Raw genomic sequence first — 17,154 nt, 5'->3', positions numbered from 1 at the left:
CCCGGTCTGCCGCGCAAGGAGGAATTATAATGAGTCAACAACAGGCCATGATTGCCCAGCCCATTACATTTTACGGTGCCGGAGCGATGGCGGAAGCCATTGTCAGAGGATTGATCGGAAGATCGGTCGTCAATGCCGGAAGCCTGACCATGCTGAACCGCTCCAACTCGGGGCGGCTTGAAGAGCTTAAGCACCGTTACAATGTCAAAACAAACAACGCCCCGGCGGAAACCGAGGAAATTTTGCGTGAATCTCCGATTATTGTGCTCGCCATCAAACCGAAGGATGCGGCTAACGTGCTGCGCAAACTCGGTCCGCTGCTCTCCGATAACACGCTGATCATATCCGTTATCGCAGGTCTGACAATCCGCACGATCCAGGATCTGCTCGGACGCAAGCAGCCCGTCGCCCGGACGATGCCGAACACTTCCAGTTCCATCGGCCTCGGCGCGACCGGCGTCTCCTTCTCCAAGGAAATCAACGACCAGGACCGCCAGACGGTCATGACGCTGTTCCAGGCCGTCGGTACGGTAACGGTTGTGGAGGAAGACAAGCTGGAAATTCTGACCGGCATCTCCGGCAGCGGCCCCGCTTATATCTATTACATGATGGAAGCGATGATGGCTGCCGGCATCCGCGGCGGACTGACGCCGCAGCAGTGCAAGGAGCTTACCGTGCAGACGGTTCTCGGCGCGGCACGGATGGTGCAGCAGACCGGCGAGGAGCCTGCCGCCCTCCGGGCGAAGGTGACTTCGCCGAACGGCTCCACGCAGGCGGCACTGGAGACGCTTGATAAAGGCGATTTCTTCGAGACGGTCATTGCGGCCGTGAACCGCTGCGCGGAACGATCCCGCGAAATGGGGGCCGCGCTGAAGGAGGGAATTTCATGAGCCGCTGCACGGCCACGTACCGGCTGTATGACGACAAGGCTGATTTTCGTAAAAAGGCCGAATCGATCGCCGTCGGCATGACCGTCGGCAGCTGGACCGAGCTTCCCCAAGCGAAGCGGGAATCGATGCAGAAGCATCTTGGCGAAGTGCTCCAGGTGGATGTTCACGAGCCGGAGGGTGCCGCACCCGGCGAACGGTACGCCGACGTGACCATCGCATACCCCGACATTAACTTCAGCCGGGATATTCCGGCCCTGCTCGTCACCGTTTTCGGCAAAATTTCGATGGACGGCAAAATCAAGCTGAGCCGCCTCGGCTTTTCAGATCATTTCTTGCAGGGATTCCCCGGCCCCAAATTCGGTATCACCGGCATTCGGGACATTCTCGGCGTCCATGACCGTCCGCTCCTGATGAGCATTTTCAAGTCCGTCATCGGCCTGAATGTGGACGAGCTGCGCGAGCAGTTTCTGAAACAGGCCCTCGGGGGCGTCGACCTGATTAAAGACGACGAGATCCTGTTCGAGAACGAGCTGACGCCGATCGAAAAGCGCGTCGAAGTATGCCTGAAGGCGGCGGAAGCGGCGCAAAAGGAAACAGGCAAGAAGCTGCTGTATGCGGCCAACTTGACCGGACCGACGTCCAGTCTGAAGAGCCAGGCGAAGAAGGCGATCGGCGCCGGCGCGAACGCGCTGCTGTTCAACGTCTTGTCCTACGGCTTCGACGTGCTGCATGAACTCAGCAGCGATCCGGAGATTACCGTTCCGATCGCCGCGCATCCGGCCTTGGCGGGTGCCGTCTACCCGTCACCGCATTACGGCATCTCAGCCTCGGTGCTGCTCGGCCAGCTTATGCGGCTCGCCGGCGCAGATCTGGTGCTCTTCCCTTCCCCTTACGGATCCGTGACGATGCCTAAGGCGGAAAACATGGCGATCCGTGACGAGCTGATCAGCCGGGAACTGCCAATGAAGGCCAGCATGCCGGTGCCTTCAGCGGGGATTCACCCGGGACTCGTGCCGCTCATCCTGCGGGATTTCGGAACCGACGTTGTCGTGAACGCAGGCGGCGGCATTCATGGCCACCCGATGGGTACAGAAGCCGGCGGACGCGCGTTTGTGCAGGCGATTGCTGCGGCGCAGCAATCCATTCCGCTCGCCCGGTATGCCGAAGACCGCCATCCTGAGCTGAAGGCCGCCCTAGACGCCTGGGGAGGCGAACGATGACAGCCAAGAAACGCGTAATCTTTTGCGATTTTGACGGGACAATCACGCTGTCGGATAACATTGTGGCGATCATGAAGCATTTTGACCCCGCCGGGTACAAGCCGCTCATGGAAGATACGGTCAGCCAGAAGATCACCCTGCGCGAAGGCGTCGGCGCTATGTTCGCCCTGCTGCCTTCCTCGATGAAGGATGAAATTGTCGGTTATGTCTTGAACCGGGCGGGCATTCGCGACGGCTTCCGTGAATTTCTGGACTATGCCAAAGAGGAAAATATCGACTTTTACGTGACCAGCGGCGGCATGGACTTTTTTATCGACCCGCTCCTCGAGCCGTTCGGAATTCCGTCCGACCATATTTTCTGCAACAGCGCCGATTTCAGCGGAGAGCGGATGGAGATTCTCTGGCCGCACCCTTGCCAGGACCCCTGCCATAACGGCTGCGGGATGTGTAAAACGACGGTCATGCGCCGGTTCCCGGAAGACGAGTATGAGCGGATTCTGATCGGCGACAGTCTGACCGATTTTGAAGGCGCCAAAATCGCCGACCTCGTCTACTCCCGCTCCATCTTGACGGACAAATGCGCGGAGCTTGGCGTGAACCATGTCCCTTTTGAAACTTTTTTTGATATTATCGAGGACATGAAGAAGAAACAACGACAAGGAGTGCTGTAGACATGACCTTTGCCGGCATAAGCCTGGAGCATAAGCAGCAGGTTCTCGGAGAGTTGAGCCTGATCAAACAGCAGTTTGCCGCCAAGAACTGGTTCCCGGGAACCAGCGGCAATCTTTCGATGCGGGTTGGCGAATTTGACCCGGAGGCCTTTTATTTTGCCATTACGGCGAGCGGAAAAGACAAGTCGCTGACGACGCCAGAAGACTTTCTGTTCGTGGACAAGAGCGGCCGGGCGGTGGAAACAACCTCGTTGAAACCCAGCGCGGAGACGCAAATCCACTGCGAAATATACCGTCTCACCGGCTGCGGTGCCGTATTCCATGTGCATACGATCTTCAACAACCTGATCAGCGAATGGTTTGGTGAGGCCGGCGCCGTGCCTGCACAGGGCATCGAGTTGATCAAAGCGTTCAACATTTGGGAGGAGAATGCGCCGATTTCCATCCCTGTGCTTCCGAACTATGCGGATATTCCCCGCATTGCCGAACTCGTGGAAGGCGTGCTGAACCCAGCCGTACCGGGAATCCTGCTCCGTAACCACGGCATTTATGCCTGGGGCAAAAACGCGTTTGAAGCGAAAAAGCATCTGGAGGCGTTTGAATTTATTTTCGAATATTTATACCGCAGCATGCTTCTTCAGAGCAGCGCCGCCCCGCTTACGCTGGATGGCCGTCGTTAAGCAACCGCGGAAGCAGCCTTGCCGCTGGTCCCTATAGGAAATGAGCAAAAAATCCTTATTCCGTACCGGAACTTCCCGGCCGCGGCGTAAGGATTTTTTTTGATTTATATCCCCGATTCGACTGTTTTAAATAGGATCGTATAGGCGTTCTCCAGGTTAGCGAAAGGGTCATTGTGTTCGTCCAAGACCAAGGAAAATGTTTTATTCTGCTCTCCCTTCTTCACATAACCTAACGCAAATTTATAGGACTGGGAAGTATTCTTCCGGAGCAAACCCTCTCCGCTCAAAAGAGGTTGCTCCTCTTTAATCAATACTTAATATCCGGCTAAAGCCCGGTTTCAATCCGCCTAAAAATATCAGAGTAGGCACTACGGATATTCGTTTCGTTTTTTGTGTCGTTGTACAAACCCGAGCCAAATTGATGCTCTGTCCCTCCATCATATCCAAGTACGAAGAAACCAGATAATGTGTCCGGGAAATCTTGATAAGAAATCGTAGCGTCTATATAGGCGGCAAGGATTTTGGAAGATTCGAAGAAAAAGAACGGAATTCCAGCGAGTTTATAGATCTTAGCATGCTGCGGCGATGCAGCAACTGGCAGCTGCTCTTTCATGATAAACACAGCGTCATATCCGGATAATTCCGGCGTGCCTTTTTCCAAATCATCAAACGTCATTTGCTTCAATGTAACGTTACTCTCCCGCACCACCGGAACATCGCCGATCACCCCAATCATCAAGCTTCGGCCTTGATACAGCGGAGAACTGAATGCATTCCTCTCCTGGCTGCAGCCCGCTAAGATGAACACACTCAGTAGAAAAGCGGTGATTATACTTTTCAATAGAGCACCCCCTTCAAACGTTCTGTAAAGTCATACTCTTGGTATAGAACGCTTCAGAAGCGCATTGGTAACGCCTGATTGGTTTATGTAGGCCTAGCTAGGCATCGGGAAGCCGGGCTATAATGAAATCAAAGATAGAGAAAGTTTTAGCATACTAGCTTCATCTGATAAACAAAGGGGAAAAATGAAGTGTTGAAAAAATGGTTCATTGGTTCGTCGGGGGCTCTGGTTCTGCTATCCGTTATACTGTGGCTCATGCTTCAAACCCACCTTTTGTACCCGGCTCTCCCACTTCAAGGGATCGACAAAAAGACGGCCTGGAATCAGGGGATGCGGTCCGGCGATACGCCTGCGATCCTGCTGTCGGATGGGAAAAATACATGGTATATCAGCCGGCTCAATTCGCAGCAGAATGGTCAGCTCATCATTTCCATGCTGGAGAAGCAGGGGTGGAACTATGAGCAGCATGAAGGGAACGGCTATTTTTTTTCAAATGGAGACCGTACCCTCATCGCCACTACCCAAAGATGGGGCAGCCGGTTTGAGCTGACCAAAATCCCCGGCGGTTAAGCGGATGTTTACTGCCTTGGCATTTTCGTTTGAATGTTCCAAATCGTTTGCTAAGCGGCCTCTTCAATCACCCGACAGAGCCCGGCATATACTGGCCCGCGCCTCTTCCGCCACTCCGACATCCTGGATTTGAACGGCCTGAGCCAAAAGGAGCATCGGAATAAACACGCCGATCAGCCTGGCCAGCAGCCGCGATTCCTCATTCACTTCGCCGTACTGTTCGAAGAACAGCCGCCTCTCTGCCGGCCCCAAAAAGCTGTATGCGATATTGAGATCGCAGCCCGGATGGCCGACATTCAGATCTCCCCAGTCGATCACGCCGCGGATTTGTCCACGCTCGTCCGCCAGCATATTTTTAAAGTGCAGATCGCCGTGAAGCATCACTTCCTGCCTGGTAATCCGTTTCACGGTAACACGTTTTAAATATTCCTGGACGGTATCATACTCCTCCATCGGCAGATGAGGCTTCAGGCCGGACAGAACGCCAACCATTTTCTCCTTGCGTGCAGCCACGTCCGTCAAGTTCCGGTGGTCTTCCGAAGCTCCCGCTTCCCTGGCCGTTCCAACCGGGAACGAATGAAGTTTACGCAGAAAGCGCGCTAAAGATGCGGCCGATAAACGCCGCTGTTCATCGCCCAGTCCAACGGGAAAGGTTCCGGGAATATAGGTATAGCCCAGAAACGGAACTGGATATGCTTCACTTTCCTGTCCGTAAAATAAAGGTTTTGGATAGGGAAGCGTGATGTATTCGTCCAGGAGCGGCAGCAGCCTCCCTTCGGTTCGAAGCAGTTCAACCGCGATGCTTCTTCTTGGAAAACGGAACGTATAGCTGTCTCCCACCCGATATACGGCGTTGTCCCAGCCTTCACCAATCCGCCTGATCCGAAGACCGGATAGCTCCGGGAACTGGCTTTCGATCAGTAAACGGACCATAGCGTCCGTGATATGCATATCGGCATCCCACTGGTTCATGAGTACGGCTGCACCTCCACTACAGGCATGTCCGGGGCTGGCATCGGACCTTCCACGGGAATCATCGTCATGCCCAATTGCGGACAGGATTCATGCTCGCTCATCAGGTTTTTGGACATCACCAGATCGCGGCTTCCAAGCACAGCAATTTCTTTTCTGACCACTTGGTCAAAGCGGCAAACCTTCATCCATTCCACTCCTTTCCCTCTCGCAGGACAACAATCGAGCATGGGCTATCATACCATTTCCTGATTCCCGGACGCAATTCAATTCAGCAAGGTCAGTCTTCTCAGCCCCATAAAAAAACAGCCTGACTCAAGTCAGGCTGCATTGTAGGGCAAACCGTTTCTTAGAGTGAAACCCCGTTTTAAAACTCCCCGTGGCTTCTCCCTCTGCCCGCTCCACTTGCTTTGGACCCGGCCAGCAGCCGGATTCCTACGCCGATCAGCAGCAGGGCCACGAGGGCTGTTTTCAAATAATGCGAAATCCGGTAATCGATATGGAACTCGGGAAACCGTGCTTCAAGTTCGGGAATGATCAGGCTCGTGGCGATATAATACACGCCGAGTACCATCAGACCGATGCCAAGCCACTTCTGGTGAAGCCTGATGCCTTCAATGACAGGCCGGTCGATGAGGATCTCCCTCCCGTATCTGCTCGTCTGCTGCAGGCCGTCAAAGAAGGCGTAAAACCAGATGAGTGGAATGAGGAACATGAACAGGGACAGGCGCAGCAAATCCAGAATGTAGACGCTCCCGAGGAAAATCACCATTAGCTGCAGACCTCTTTTTTGCAGGCCGAGGTACATATGTCCAGCCCCGGGAAAAGCAGACAGCAGCGTGGCGAGCACTTTGCTGCGGCGTCCTTCCGCACGGCCGGCCTCCATCTCGTCGAACAAGGTGCGGTCCTCGATCCGCTCGCCGGCCTGCTTGCGGTGGATCAGCTGCACGGCGTCAAACATGCAGTACAGCCAAATGATCGGCAAGATACCGAGGAACAGCATAAAGAACGTATGGTTGGTCAGGCCGGTCAGGAAGAACATGACGGTCCCCAGGCCGAAAAAGGCGATCAGGAACGACAAGCCCCGCTGCATGAATCCCATATGAAGATGTCCAAGCCCTGGAATAAAGGAGAGCAGAATCGTAAAGAAACGCTCGTTTTCCAGGCTGGGCTGTGGATACGGAGGGTACGGCTGCTGCGGATACACGCCTTCCTGGGCAAAACCAGGTCCGTTCTCCGGAAAACCAGGCTGCCCCTGTCCGCCATATCCTCCCGGGTAAGGGCCCGCCGCCGGTTCCCAATGCGGAGGATAAGGCTGCTGCGGATACCCGGGCTGCTGGGCAGGAATGCGCACCAGATACACGATCAGGTCCAGCATGCAGATTCCCCATAGAATGGCCGCACACAGCAGGGTAAAAGCAAAAAACATGCCGCCTTCCCCCAGTGCGATCGACACCATAACCCCAAACAAAATACCTCCAAAAAACAGCATAGGGTAAATCACCCCTCTCAGCTTCCGTCCCATGTAAAAGTGGCCGAGGCCCGGGATGAAATTGAGAATAAAAGCAGCCATCTTACTGCGTTGTGGATACAAAGTCATCGTTCCTTCCTTTATTCTGATTGGTTATCTATTCCCGTTATTTATGGCTTCAGCCGGTCCAGCCAGCCTGTCGTCACGTTAACGAGCTTTTCACCATACGTCGGCTGGCCGCTTGGCTCCGCCTTTTGCAGCGTTCCCGGGCCCAGCTTGTCGAACCATCCAGCCGACAGGAAAATAAGCGTAATGCAGGCCGCCACCGCGTAATGGAACATGCGATGCTCGTACCACCGGCGGCGCCCATTTTCGTTTGCTCCGAGCTCCGCTTCCTTATCATCGGAAGGAAGAGCATCCATGACGTTATCGATGAACCGCTGCTTAGATTCGAGACCGGGCAGGTTCGGTCCCATATCATTCATGACCTGCATGTATGCCGCCAGGGCCGAATCGTCCTCCAGCAGCAGCGACTCCAGCGAAGCCGCTTTTTCCGGGGAACAAGACCCCTGAATGTACTCCACCCAGTCCTGCGTCACCGGCTTGGAGCGCCCTTTGTGACTCATTTCCACTCCTCCTCCTTCCAATGGGTGCGAACCCAGCTTCGCGCCCGGTAGAGCCTGGATTCCACCGTTTTAACGGCAATTCCCTGCTCCTTGGCGATCTGCTCGTAATTTTTTTCCTGAATATAAAAATGAATTAAAATTTCGCGGTGCTGCTGCGGCAGGTGATGCAATCTCCGCTCCAGCGTCTCTTTCTTCTCCTTCTTGACCAGCTGGGCCAGCAGATCCGCTTCGCCGGAAGGCCACTGGTTCAGCTGCTCTGTATCCGCAAGCTGGTCTTCCCTGCGCCTGCCCAGCTTTCTTTTGGCATCGATGGCTTTATGTAAAGCAATGCGGGTCAACCACGTCTTGAATCCTTGGGAACGGTATTCGGAGAGAGATTTATACACTTGTATAAAGGCTTCCTGGGCCGCGTCCTCGGCTTCCTTGGCATCTTTCAGCACCGAGTAGGCCGTATGGAACACATGCTGTCCGTAACGCTCCACGAGCGTGCGGAACGCGCTTTGGTCGCCCTCACGAATTTGCTCGATCAATGCTTCCTCGTCAATAACTCTCTCCTCCTTCCCGTATCTATAGACGCCGGTCCTCCCGGTTAACCCTGCATGTTTTTCAAAAAAAATGCGTGCCAATATCATCCAAAAGAAAAACAGCCCCTCCCCGAAGGAAGAAGCCGTCCTCAAATGGCCTGTTGAATGAAGCCGCACATGGCAGCCCCAGTTCAGCTGAAGCGCCGCAAATTCGTTTTAAACATTCTCCTGCTGCGATAGCTGCTTGATTAAAGCCGGAACCCACGAGCGGATCGGTTTGAACGCGTACCCCAGCCGTTCCGCCTTGGAGGTATCCATCGTCCAGGACTCCGGAACGCCAAAAGGGGAAGCATTTTCTTTCGCCGACTCCCGCTGGATGATGGCTTTGCGCCCCGTCTCCTTTTCGATCCAACCGACGATCTCCGACAGTTTGACATCCCCTTGCGAGCAGGCATTGATCGGCCCTTCGACGCGCTGGGTTCTCAGCCAGTTCAAGAAAGAGGCGGCCTCTTCAGAATCGATAAACGACAGCTTGGCGCTCAGATTCGGGATGCCGATCGGCGTACCGCTTTGGACCCGCCGGATATGGAATTCAAGCCGCTCCGTGTAATCATCCTCCCCTAGGACGATCGGGAAGCGGACGGCACATACCGGAAAGTCTGCCTTTTGGAAAAAAACAGCCTCGGAGAGCCGCTTACCTTCTGCATAGGAGAAGTCATCCTTGCCTCCCATCGTGATCGGATAAATGTACGGGTTGACGTCCTTCTCCTGATTCCGGTGCGAAGAAGGCTCGTACACCGACAGGGACGAGGTAAGTATGTATCGCTTGACTTTCCCCTGAAATACGTCGCAGGCATCCTGGGCCGCTTGAGGGGAGTAGCAGATGTTGTCATATACGACCTCCCACATCCTGCCGTCCGCCACGGCCTGAGCCAGAGATTCCTTGTTCTCGCGATCCAGTACCAGCCGCTCCACCCGGTCGCCAAAGGGATCCGGCGTATTTCCTCTTGTTGCGATGGTCACTTCATGCCCATCCTCCAGCAGCCGCTCAACCAGCCGTTTGCCGAAGAAACGGGTACCGCCAAGAATCAGTATGTTCTTCATGGATATCCTCCTTTATCGTATAAAAAAGCTGACAGCCCAGCTTCTTGAACATTATGAGATATTGTACCATACTCCTGCCTGATGAACATGTCCCCGCTGCCCGCTCAATTCACTATTTTCATATGGAAACGTCCATCGAATCGGATCATGTACTCGGAAAACAAACTGCTTCCAAGCAGCAGCTGTCCTCATCCAATCGCACGGCGGCCTAACCGTTTTTATTCAGACGCAAAAAAAAGCGTACCCTTCCGAGTAACCGGAAAGGCACGCTTCCAACGGCTTTGATGTCAGGCTCTGCCGCCGCCGCGGAACTTCTGTGTGTAGGCTCTGGCGTCCTCGGCACTGCGCACCCGGTTGCGGCTCCATTCCAGCAGGATCCGGTCTATGTACCGAAAATGGACTTTACCGGCAAAGACCGCCTCCTTCAGCGCCATGCGGATGAGCTCTTCAGGGTAACGGTCCTGGTCCATCCAACCCGATATCGTTTCGCATTCCATCGGTGAGAGAGGACGGCCGAATTCCTTTTCAAACACGGTAAACATATTGCTGCTGTCCGTCTCCGGCTTGCCCGCCTTCTTCGTCCGTCGGTTCGCAGCCTGGGTACGCTGCTTCTCCTCGCTCGCCAGGCACAGGCTCAGCTGATGATACAGGCCGGACAAGTTGTACCGTTCATATTGAATGCCGCGCAGCTCGTCCAGCTCCTCATCGATGGCGATAAACCCTGCCCTCATCAGCTTCTGCAGCGACTCCGCAATCGATTGGGCGCCAGATCCCGTAACCTCTTCCAGCTCCTCCATCGTCGGAAAGTCCTTCTGCTCAACCTGCTTGAACGCAATCAGGTGAACGAGCAGCATCGCTTCGCTATCCGTCAGCTTCAGCTTGCGGTAATGGCGAAGCAGCACATACGGAATGACCGCCATGCCTGCCCCGAGTCCGGATGATGCTCCCTCGGCCCATGTCTTCCAACCTGCATTGTCCATGAGCTCCACCTCTTCCGGCATTATGGGTACAAGCGGTACAGCGTCCGCGGGAACGGAATCGTCTCGCGCACATGATCCAGACCGCAAATCCAGGCTACCGTCCGTTCGAGTCCAAGGCCAAATCCGGAATGCGGCACAGTTCCGTATTTACGCAGGTCCAAGTACCATTGGTAGGCGTCCGTGGACAGCTCATGCTCCTTGAAGCGTTCTTCCAGCAGCTGCGGATCGTCGATCCGCTGCGAGCCGCCGATAATTTCGCCGTATCCCTCGGGAGCGATCATATCGGCGCACAGCACTACGTCCGGACGGTTCGGATCCGGCTTCATATAGAACGCCTTGATGCCGACCGGATAGTGCGTAATGAACACCGGCTTGTCATAGTTTTCGGCAATCGCCGTTTCATGCGGAGCGCCGAAATCCTCGCCCCAAGGAATATCGAAGCCTTTTCCATGCAAAAATTCGATCGCTTCATCGTACGTGATGCGCGGGAATGGCGCCTTGATGTTCTCCAGCTTGGACACATCGCGTCCCACCGCTTCCAGCTCTGCGCGGCAGTTTTTGACGACGGACTGCACCACATGCGCAATGAACTCCTCCTGCACATGGAGACTCTCTTCGTGATCGGTAAATGCCATTTCCGGCTCGATCATCCAGAACTCGATCAGATGGCGGCGGGTTTTGGACTTCTCGGCACGGAAGGTAGGTCCGAAGGAGTACACCTTTCCGAGGGCCATTGCCGCGGCTTCCATGTACAGCTGACCGCTTTGCGTAAGATAGGCGTCCTCCTCGAAATATTTCGTATGGAACAGGTTCGTGGTTCCTTCTGCGGACGTCGGCGTCAAGATCGGCGGGTCCACCAGGGTAAAGCCGTTCTGGTCAAAGAACTCCTGCACGGCGCGGATAATTTCGGCGCGGATTACCAGAATCGCCCGCTGCTTGGACGATCTGAGCCACAGGTGGCGGTGATCCATCAGAAAGTCGACGCCATGCTCTTTCGGTGTAATCGGATAATTCTCCGTCAGATGAATGATTTCGACATCTGTGACGGTCATTTCATAGCCGGACGGGCTGCGCGGTTCCTCGCGCACAACGCCTGTGACGTACAGGGAGCTCTCCTGCGTCAAGCTTTTGGCGTCCTCCCACACTTTATCGGTGACTTCGCTCTTGACGACGACGCCCTGGATGTATCCGGTGCCGTCGCGCAGCTGCAAAAATTGAATTTTACCGCTGGAACGCTTGTTGTTGATCCAGCTGCCAATCGTGACGGTTTCACCCACGTGCTTGCTTACGTCACGAATTACACTTTTGGTGGCCATGCCTCAATCTCTCCCTTAACTTTACTTGCCTGTATCCCTTGAGCCTAGGCGTTCAAGGATTGAACGATCCGGTTGGTATCGCGCGCGATCACCAGCTCCTCGTTCGTCGGAACGACCAGCACTTCCACCTTGGAGTTCTTGGAAGAAATGCGGCGCGGTTCGCCGGAACGGACGGCGTTCAGTTCTTCGTCCAATTCCACGCCCAGGTAAGTCAAATTTTCGCATACTTTTTTGCGCAAAACAACCGAATTCTCACCGACGCCTGCCGTAAAGACAATCACGTCCACGCCGTTCAGCGCGGCTGCGTATGAACCGATGTACTTGCGCAGACGGTATTCGTACATGTCAAAGGCCAGCTTGGAATGGGCATCGCCCTTCTCCATCCCTTCAGTAATTTCGCGCATGTCGCTGCTGATGCCGGAAATGGCCAATAGACCGCTGTGCTTGTTCAGCATAGAGTTCACTTCGTTGACCGTCAGCTCTTCCTTGTTTATCACGTAAGGAACGATCGCTGGATCCAGGTCACCGCTGCGCGTACCCATCATCAGGCCTTCGAGCGGCGTCATGCCCATGGAGGTGTCAACCGATTTTCCGCCATCCACGGCGGTCAGGCTGGCCCCGTTGCCAATGTGGCAGGTGATCATTTTCAGCTCTTCCAGCGGCCGGCCCAGGAAGTCTGCTGCAGCTTTGCTGACAAAATCATGGGAAGTGCCATGCATACCGTAACGTCTGACTTTGTATTTGTTGTACAGCACTCTCGGAATGGCATACAGATAAGCCGTCTCCGGCATGGTCTGATGGAATGCGGTATCGAACACGACGACCTGCGGAACTTCAGGCATATTCGCCTCTGTCGCTTTGATCCCCAGCATGGAAGCCGGATTATGAAGCGGCGCCAGATCGAACAGCTGGCGGATTTTAGACTTGGCTTCAGCATCCACCAGAGCGGATTCCTTGAAGAATTCTCCCCCGTGCACGACCCGGTGGCCGACCGCCTGGATTTCATCCACGGATTCGATCACGCCGTTCTCTTTGTCCGTCAACAGCGCAAGCACCTTGCGGATCGCCGTCGTATGCTCCAGAATTTCGCTGACTTCGGTCACATCCGGACGGCCGGTAGGTTTATGGGTAACGATAGATGAGTCCATGCCGATCCGTTCAACGAGTCCTTTGGCAAGCACGCTTTCGTCTGTCATATCATACAGCTGGTATTTCAGCGAAGAGCTGCCAGCATTGATTACCAAAATTTTCACACGCGGTCACCATCCTTGTCATACTTGAAGAAGCCTACGCCCGTTTTCACGCCCAAATGCCCGGCACGAACATTTTTCTTCAGCACGATGGACGGGCGGTACTTCAGTTCGCCGAACTCGCGGAACATGCGCTCCAGTGCAGCCAGAACCGAATCCAGACCGAAACGGTCCGCCATTTCAAGCGGTCCGTGCTGGAACGAATAGCCGATCCGCATCGCATCGTCAATATCTTCCGCGGAAGCGACGCCTTCCTGCAGGATGTGCAGCGCTTCGTTAATCATCAGGCAGATCATGCGGCTCGTCACAAAGCCTGGGGACTCATAGACCATGATCCCTTTCTTGTCCACGACTTCCTCCACAAAACGCTTCGTTTCCCCGAACGTGGAATCGGACGTCTTCAGGCCGCGGATAATTTCCACGAGATCAACCTTGCTCACGGGATGGATAAAGTGCAGACCGATGACACGCTCCGGATACATCGTCGTGCTCGCAAGCTCCGTTAAGCTGAGCGTGGAAGTATTGCTGGCGAGAATAATATGATTAGGACACACTTGATCCAGCTGGGCAAATACTTCCTTTTTCGCTTCGAGGTCTTCGGAAATGGTCTCAATGACCATATCGCAGCTTCCCAGCTCGGCAAAATGGACCACCTTCTGGATCCGGCCCAAAATGAGCTTTTTCTCCGCCTGGGTGATCGCCCATTTCTCAAGCTGCTTATCGAGACTCGTTTCGATCATGCTGTACGAATAATCGAGTTTCTCCGGCGTTTTCTCGACCAGCAGAACGTCCAGACCTCTGGCGGCCAGCATTTCGGCTATGCCTTGGCCCATCGTCCCCCCGCCGATAACACCAATTTTTTTAAAGTACATGTTTCTGCTCCACCTTCCATGGTCTTCTATATTTATTGTACCCTTCTTGTCGAAAAATACATTTACGACCCAACTTATAATAATAACGCAGCATTAAAAAAAAGTAAAAAAAGAGCCAGCGCATTAGGCTGGCAGCAGTGAAAACTCATGAAACAGCTTGCGGAATTGTTCGCCGGACAGCGTTTCTTCTGCCAGCAAAATATCCAGAGATTTGTCGAAAATAATCCGGTGGTTCTCCAGAAGGCTGCGGGTTCTGCCCATCAGGTCTTCCAGAATCTCATTGTTCACCTTCATCAGCTCTTCGGTCGTCACCATATCCATGTTCACGATGCCCAGTGACGTAAGGCCGGATCTCATCATCGTCTTGACGATGTCCAGCGCCTGTTCAAAGTCGTTGCTCGAACCGGTGCTGCGCCCGCCGTAGAAAATTTCCTCCGACGCCGCGCCGCCGAGAGCGATCATGATCTGCTCTTCCAGGAACGATTTCGTGTACAGGTACTGCTCCGATTGCGGATTGTGGCGAACATAACCGAGCGCCTTGCCGCGTGGGCTGAGGGCCACCTGGCTGACACTGCCCGGACGCACCAGCTCTGCCATGATGGCATGTCCAAGCTCATGGATGGCGACGCGTTTCTTCTCCTCGATCGTCGATTCGCGGTCGGTGCGTTCACCCATCATCACCTTGTCGATGGACATGGACAGATGGCGCTGCTCGATCTCTTTCAGACCTTCGCGCATCGTGTAGATCGCAGCTTCGTTCATGACGCTCTCGAGCTGGGCGCCGGAGAAGCCGTAAGATTCCTCGGCGATTTTATCGAGGTTGACATCCTCGTGCAGCGGCTTGTTCTTCGCATGCAGCTCCAGGATGTGCTTGCGCCCCTTCTTGTCAGGCAGGTCCACCTGAATATGGCGGTCGAAGCGTCCCGGACGAAGCAGTGCACTGTCCAGCATCTCCTTGCGGTTGGTCGCCGCAATCAAAAGGATTCTCGGGCTGTCCGACGAATAGATGCCGTCCATCTCGGTCAGCAGCTGGTTCAGCGTCTGGTCGTATTCGCGCTGCTGCCCGCCTTCGCGCTTGCCGCCGATGACGTCGATCTCATCGATGAAAATGATCGCGCTCTGCTTGTTCTCCTTGGCTGCCCGGTTTCTCGCATCGCGGAACAGATCCCGGACACGGCCCGCGCCGACACCGACGTACATTTCCACGAATTCACTGCCGGACGCGGCAACGAATATCGAATCCGTGTAATGAGCGGCCGCTTTGGCCATCAGCGTCTTCCCTGTTCCGGGAGGGCCCGTCAGCAGAATCCCTTTTAACGGGCGAATGCCGAGCTTCTGGATTTCATCGTGACGGATCAGGAAGTCCAGTGCCTCGCGCAGCTCCTGCTTGGCATTATCCTGGCCCCCGATTTCTTCAAAAGTCAGCTTCTTCGGCCCGCCCTTTTTACGCTTGCGTTCCGAAGCTGCACCGACCGTCAGTCCGCCTCTCATGTTGGTCATAAACAGCAGTCCGCCGATCATCAGGCTGGCGATAATGAGAGGGATGATATTGACCCCTACAAAAGCAAGAAAAATGAATAATACCGGCACAAATCCGATTAAAACTTCCTTCAGCAATTTAGGCATTATTCCCACACTCCCATCTTGCCGGGATCACGGGGCAGAACTAGAAACTTGCTTGAGCTGCCGTCCGTCAGCGTAATATATACATTTTTCGTATCCATTTCGGCTTTAGTCTGAATCCCGGTACCCTTGGCCAAATCCTCCAGCTTGACCGGAATTTCCGTATAACGCTTGTTTTCCATCGCTTCGGCGACGGAGAACATCGCTTTATCCCAATACTGGTTCAGCTTGTCCGATGAATGATCCACAAAATCAAATTTCAGCGTGCGGCTGCCGACAACGGATTTGCCTTCGGTGGAGATTTTGCCCGCCAAATCAGCCAAATTAACATTCGGCTTCAAATCGAGTTTCAAATCCACCTGATCGCGGGTAATATTAAAATGTGCGTTATTCACGCCCTGATAATTGCTGACGATTTTTTGCAGCGGACCCTGCAGGGTCGTTTGCCGATAGAAGAACCAGCCGCCAAACAGCACAGCAGCCGATACCACAACAGTTATAATAATAGGCAATGGACGCAATTTCACTTGTTGTCCCCCTTTCGAAATGGTAAAGCAAAAAAAAAGCAAACAATAGATGACAAAATAAAATTTTCGTTAGCGGTTCAAGTCCATTGGTCGGTCACCATGCTTCAATTCTGACCAAATCGATGGATGTTTTTGCGTTTCGCGCAAAACAAACATATCTCCCTCGTTCAAAACACGCATCTGACCGCATTTCTATATACCATGTTTTTCAATAAAGAGCAGAAATCTCCTTCCAAACTGAAGCGGGCTTCTGAATTTTAGAGAAAAACGCTATCCTCTAATTATAGTACAATCCAAGCTGTTCGTCATATATATATCTCTTCAATACAAATAAGAGTATATCACATTGTATATACTAAATCGAAGGAAAAGTGTGAATATATTTTAAATATTATCCTTTGTAAGCCAAAGAACCCCATTTGAGGATGGGGTTCTTTCTGCATGTTATGGCCGCTAAATATAATCATCGATTGGGCAGCGTGAACGGACTGCCGATTTCCGCACCGTCGCTGAACCGGTAAAACTGATAGTAATAGTGATCTTTCACTTTGTAGAACAGCTGCCATACGTATTCTCCGTTATAGACACCCGGTACGAGGCGCATGTCTTTAATACCGGGAATGGAGCTTTTGATCTTGGCCTTCATCTTCTCTCTGGACATACCGCTGTTTAAAAGCTCTTGATGTACGGTATTCTGACCATCCTTGGGTTTGCCCTGATCGGTATACTGCACCCAGACCATGACCTCCTGGCCGGTCTTGTTCGTTCCTTGCACGACCCAGTAGATGCTGTTCTGGTCCCATACGGATTTTTGGGCATCGGTGACCGACACGATTCCGGCTTCCTGCTTCGCTTTGGCAATAGCGGTGTCCTTTTCGCTCCATTGATCCTGCAGCACGTAAATAAAATAACGGTAAGCGCCGAAAATGATCAGCAGCAGGGCGACAATGCCGAGAAAGATCCATCTTTTCTTGTTCTTCAACCTGAACTTCCTTTCTGAAAGGTGAGGTCATCATC

The 17,154-nt window shown here is 53.7% G+C and carries 19 protein-coding genes; 5 read left to right on the top strand and 14 right to left on the bottom strand.

Annotated features, from left to right (window positions below):
- Positions 1-29 precede the first annotated feature (29 nt).
- From proC to mtnB, 4 genes are read left to right on the top strand one after another with little or no spacing between them, the layout of a single operon-like run.
- Positions 30-890 carry a pyrroline-5-carboxylate reductase gene (gene proC, locus FHS19_RS11680; protein WP_221223907.1) on the top strand — a complete coding sequence of 287 codons (861 nt, stop codon included), beginning with the start codon at positions 30-32 and terminating at the stop codon, positions 888-890.
- Positions 887-2,110, top strand: a complete 1,224-nt coding sequence (locus FHS19_RS11675; protein WP_183582002.1) for a 2,3-diketo-5-methylthiopentyl-1-phosphate enolase — start codon at positions 887-889, stop codon at positions 2,108-2,110. The genes proC and FHS19_RS11675 overlap by 4 nt, the downstream gene beginning before the upstream one ends.
- Positions 2,107-2,781 (top strand): 2-hydroxy-3-keto-5-methylthiopentenyl-1-phosphate phosphatase, encoded by a 675-nt coding sequence (locus tag FHS19_RS11670; protein ID WP_183582001.1) that lies wholly within the window; start codon positions 2,107-2,109, stop codon positions 2,779-2,781. Before FHS19_RS11675 ends, FHS19_RS11670 begins: the two co-directional genes overlap by 4 nt.
- A gap of 2 nt (positions 2,782-2,783) precedes the next feature.
- Entirely contained in the window at positions 2,784-3,461 is a 678-nt protein-coding gene (gene mtnB / locus FHS19_RS11665) for a methylthioribulose 1-phosphate dehydratase (RefSeq protein ID WP_183582000.1), read from the top strand.
- Positions 3,462-3,786: 325 nt separating this feature from the next.
- On the opposite strand, the gene FHS19_RS11660 is transcribed toward mtnB, so the two are convergent.
- Positions 3,787-4,302, bottom strand: a complete 516-nt coding sequence (locus FHS19_RS11660) for a hypothetical protein (protein ID WP_183581999.1) — start codon at positions 4,300-4,302, stop codon at positions 3,787-3,789.
- Positions 4,303-4,491: 189 nt separating this feature from the next.
- Between FHS19_RS11660 and FHS19_RS11655 the strand changes: the two genes are divergently transcribed.
- Positions 4,492-4,872 (top strand): hypothetical protein, encoded by a 381-nt coding sequence (locus FHS19_RS11655; RefSeq protein ID WP_183581998.1) that lies wholly within the window; start codon positions 4,492-4,494, stop codon positions 4,870-4,872.
- A gap of 63 nt (positions 4,873-4,935) precedes the next feature.
- On the opposite strand, the gene FHS19_RS11650 is transcribed toward FHS19_RS11655, so the two are convergent.
- The 13 genes from FHS19_RS11650 to FHS19_RS11590 all read right to left on the bottom strand — a co-directional run bounded on the left by FHS19_RS11650 (position 4,936) and on the right by FHS19_RS11590 (position 17,119).
- Entirely contained in the window at positions 4,936-5,844 is a 909-nt protein-coding gene (locus FHS19_RS11650; RefSeq protein ID WP_183581997.1) for a phosphotransferase, read from the bottom strand.
- The gene (locus FHS19_RS11645) at positions 5,841-6,041 is read right to left on the bottom strand and encodes a hypothetical protein (RefSeq protein WP_183581996.1); all 201 of its coding nucleotides are present in this window, start codon (positions 6,039-6,041) and stop codon (positions 5,841-5,843) included. Before FHS19_RS11645 ends, FHS19_RS11650 begins: the two co-directional genes overlap by 4 nt.
- A 170-nt stretch (positions 6,042-6,211) precedes the next feature.
- Positions 6,212-7,444: a hypothetical protein gene (locus tag FHS19_RS11640; RefSeq protein ID WP_183581995.1), complete on the bottom strand. Its 1,233-nt coding sequence runs from the start codon at positions 7,442-7,444 to the stop codon at positions 6,212-6,214.
- Between the two features lie 41 nt (positions 7,445-7,485).
- The gene (locus FHS19_RS11635; protein WP_183581994.1) at positions 7,486-7,941 is read right to left on the bottom strand and encodes a hypothetical protein; all 456 of its coding nucleotides are present in this window, start codon (positions 7,939-7,941) and stop codon (positions 7,486-7,488) included.
- Positions 7,938-8,573 carry an RNA polymerase sigma factor gene (locus FHS19_RS11630; protein ID WP_183581993.1) on the bottom strand — a complete coding sequence of 212 codons (636 nt, stop codon included), beginning with the start codon at positions 8,571-8,573 and terminating at the stop codon, positions 7,938-7,940. Before FHS19_RS11630 ends, FHS19_RS11635 begins: the two co-directional genes overlap by 4 nt.
- A gap of 108 nt (positions 8,574-8,681) precedes the next feature.
- On the bottom strand, positions 8,682-9,569 hold the full coding sequence (locus tag FHS19_RS11625) for an NAD-dependent epimerase/dehydratase family protein (protein WP_183581992.1): 888 nt from the start codon (positions 9,567-9,569) through the stop codon (positions 8,682-8,684).
- Positions 9,570-9,856: 287 nt separating this feature from the next.
- Entirely contained in the window at positions 9,857-10,549 is a 693-nt protein-coding gene (locus FHS19_RS11620) for a DnaD domain-containing protein (RefSeq protein WP_183581991.1), read from the bottom strand.
- Positions 10,550-10,569: 20 nt separating this feature from the next.
- On the bottom strand, positions 10,570-11,865 hold the full coding sequence (gene asnS, locus FHS19_RS11615; RefSeq protein WP_183581990.1) for an asparagine--tRNA ligase: 1,296 nt from the start codon (positions 11,863-11,865) through the stop codon (positions 10,570-10,572).
- Between the two features lie 44 nt (positions 11,866-11,909).
- Positions 11,910-13,118, bottom strand: coding sequence for an acetate/propionate family kinase (locus FHS19_RS11610; RefSeq protein ID WP_183581989.1), 1,209 nt, complete (start codon positions 13,116-13,118; stop codon positions 11,910-11,912).
- Positions 13,115-13,987 (bottom strand): 3-hydroxyacyl-CoA dehydrogenase family protein, encoded by an 873-nt coding sequence (locus FHS19_RS11605; protein WP_183581988.1) that lies wholly within the window; start codon positions 13,985-13,987, stop codon positions 13,115-13,117. The genes FHS19_RS11610 and FHS19_RS11605 overlap by 4 nt, the downstream gene beginning before the upstream one ends.
- A gap of 123 nt (positions 13,988-14,110) precedes the next feature.
- Positions 14,111-15,613: an AAA family ATPase gene (locus FHS19_RS11600; RefSeq protein ID WP_183581987.1), complete on the bottom strand. Its 1,503-nt coding sequence runs from the start codon at positions 15,611-15,613 to the stop codon at positions 14,111-14,113.
- Positions 15,613-16,137, bottom strand: coding sequence for a hypothetical protein (locus FHS19_RS11595; RefSeq protein ID WP_183581986.1), 525 nt, complete (start codon positions 16,135-16,137; stop codon positions 15,613-15,615). Before FHS19_RS11595 ends, FHS19_RS11600 begins: the two co-directional genes overlap by 1 nt.
- A gap of 463 nt (positions 16,138-16,600) precedes the next feature.
- Positions 16,601-17,119 (bottom strand): cell wall elongation regulator TseB-like domain-containing protein, encoded by a 519-nt coding sequence (locus FHS19_RS11590; RefSeq protein WP_183581985.1) that lies wholly within the window; start codon positions 17,117-17,119, stop codon positions 16,601-16,603.
- Between the last annotated feature and the right edge of the window lie 35 nt (positions 17,120-17,154).

This window comes from Paenibacillus rhizosphaerae (genome assembly GCF_014192015.1).
Classification (GTDB): domain Bacteria; phylum Bacillota; class Bacilli; order Paenibacillales; family Paenibacillaceae; genus Paenibacillus_AQ; species Paenibacillus_AQ rhizosphaerae.
This window is presented reverse-complemented; position numbering and strand designations above follow the sequence as displayed.

Coding starts and splice junctions, on each gene's coding strand:
- proC (WP_221223907.1), top strand. CDS start 30: ATGAGTCAACAACAGGCCATGATTGCCCAGCCCATTACATTTTACGGT.
- FHS19_RS11675 (WP_183582002.1), top strand. CDS start 887: ATGAGCCGCTGCACGGCCACGTACCGGCTGTATGACGACAAGGCTGAT.
- FHS19_RS11670 (WP_183582001.1), top strand. CDS start 2,107: ATGACAGCCAAGAAACGCGTAATCTTTTGCGATTTTGACGGGACAATC.
- mtnB (WP_183582000.1), top strand. CDS start 2,784: ATGACCTTTGCCGGCATAAGCCTGGAGCATAAGCAGCAGGTTCTCGGA.
- FHS19_RS11650 (WP_183581997.1), bottom strand. CDS start 5,844: ATGAACCAGTGGGATGCCGATATGCATATCACGGACGCTATGGTCCGT.
- FHS19_RS11640 (WP_183581995.1), bottom strand. CDS start 7,444: ATGACTTTGTATCCACAACGCAGTAAGATGGCTGCTTTTATTCTCAAT.
- FHS19_RS11635 (WP_183581994.1), bottom strand. CDS start 7,941: ATGAGTCACAAAGGGCGCTCCAAGCCGGTGACGCAGGACTGGGTGGAG.
- FHS19_RS11630 (WP_183581993.1), bottom strand. CDS start 8,573: ATGATATTGGCACGCATTTTTTTTGAAAAACATGCAGGGTTAACCGGG.
- FHS19_RS11625 (WP_183581992.1), bottom strand. CDS start 9,569: ATGAAGAACATACTGATTCTTGGCGGTACCCGTTTCTTCGGCAAACGG.
- FHS19_RS11620 (WP_183581991.1), bottom strand. CDS start 10,549: ATGGACAATGCAGGTTGGAAGACATGGGCCGAGGGAGCATCATCCGGA.
- asnS (WP_183581990.1), bottom strand. CDS start 11,865: ATGGCCACCAAAAGTGTAATTCGTGACGTAAGCAAGCACGTGGGTGAA.
- FHS19_RS11605 (WP_183581988.1), bottom strand. CDS start 13,987: ATGTACTTTAAAAAAATTGGTGTTATCGGCGGGGGGACGATGGGCCAA.
- FHS19_RS11600 (WP_183581987.1), bottom strand. CDS start 15,613: ATGCCTAAATTGCTGAAGGAAGTTTTAATCGGATTTGTGCCGGTATTA.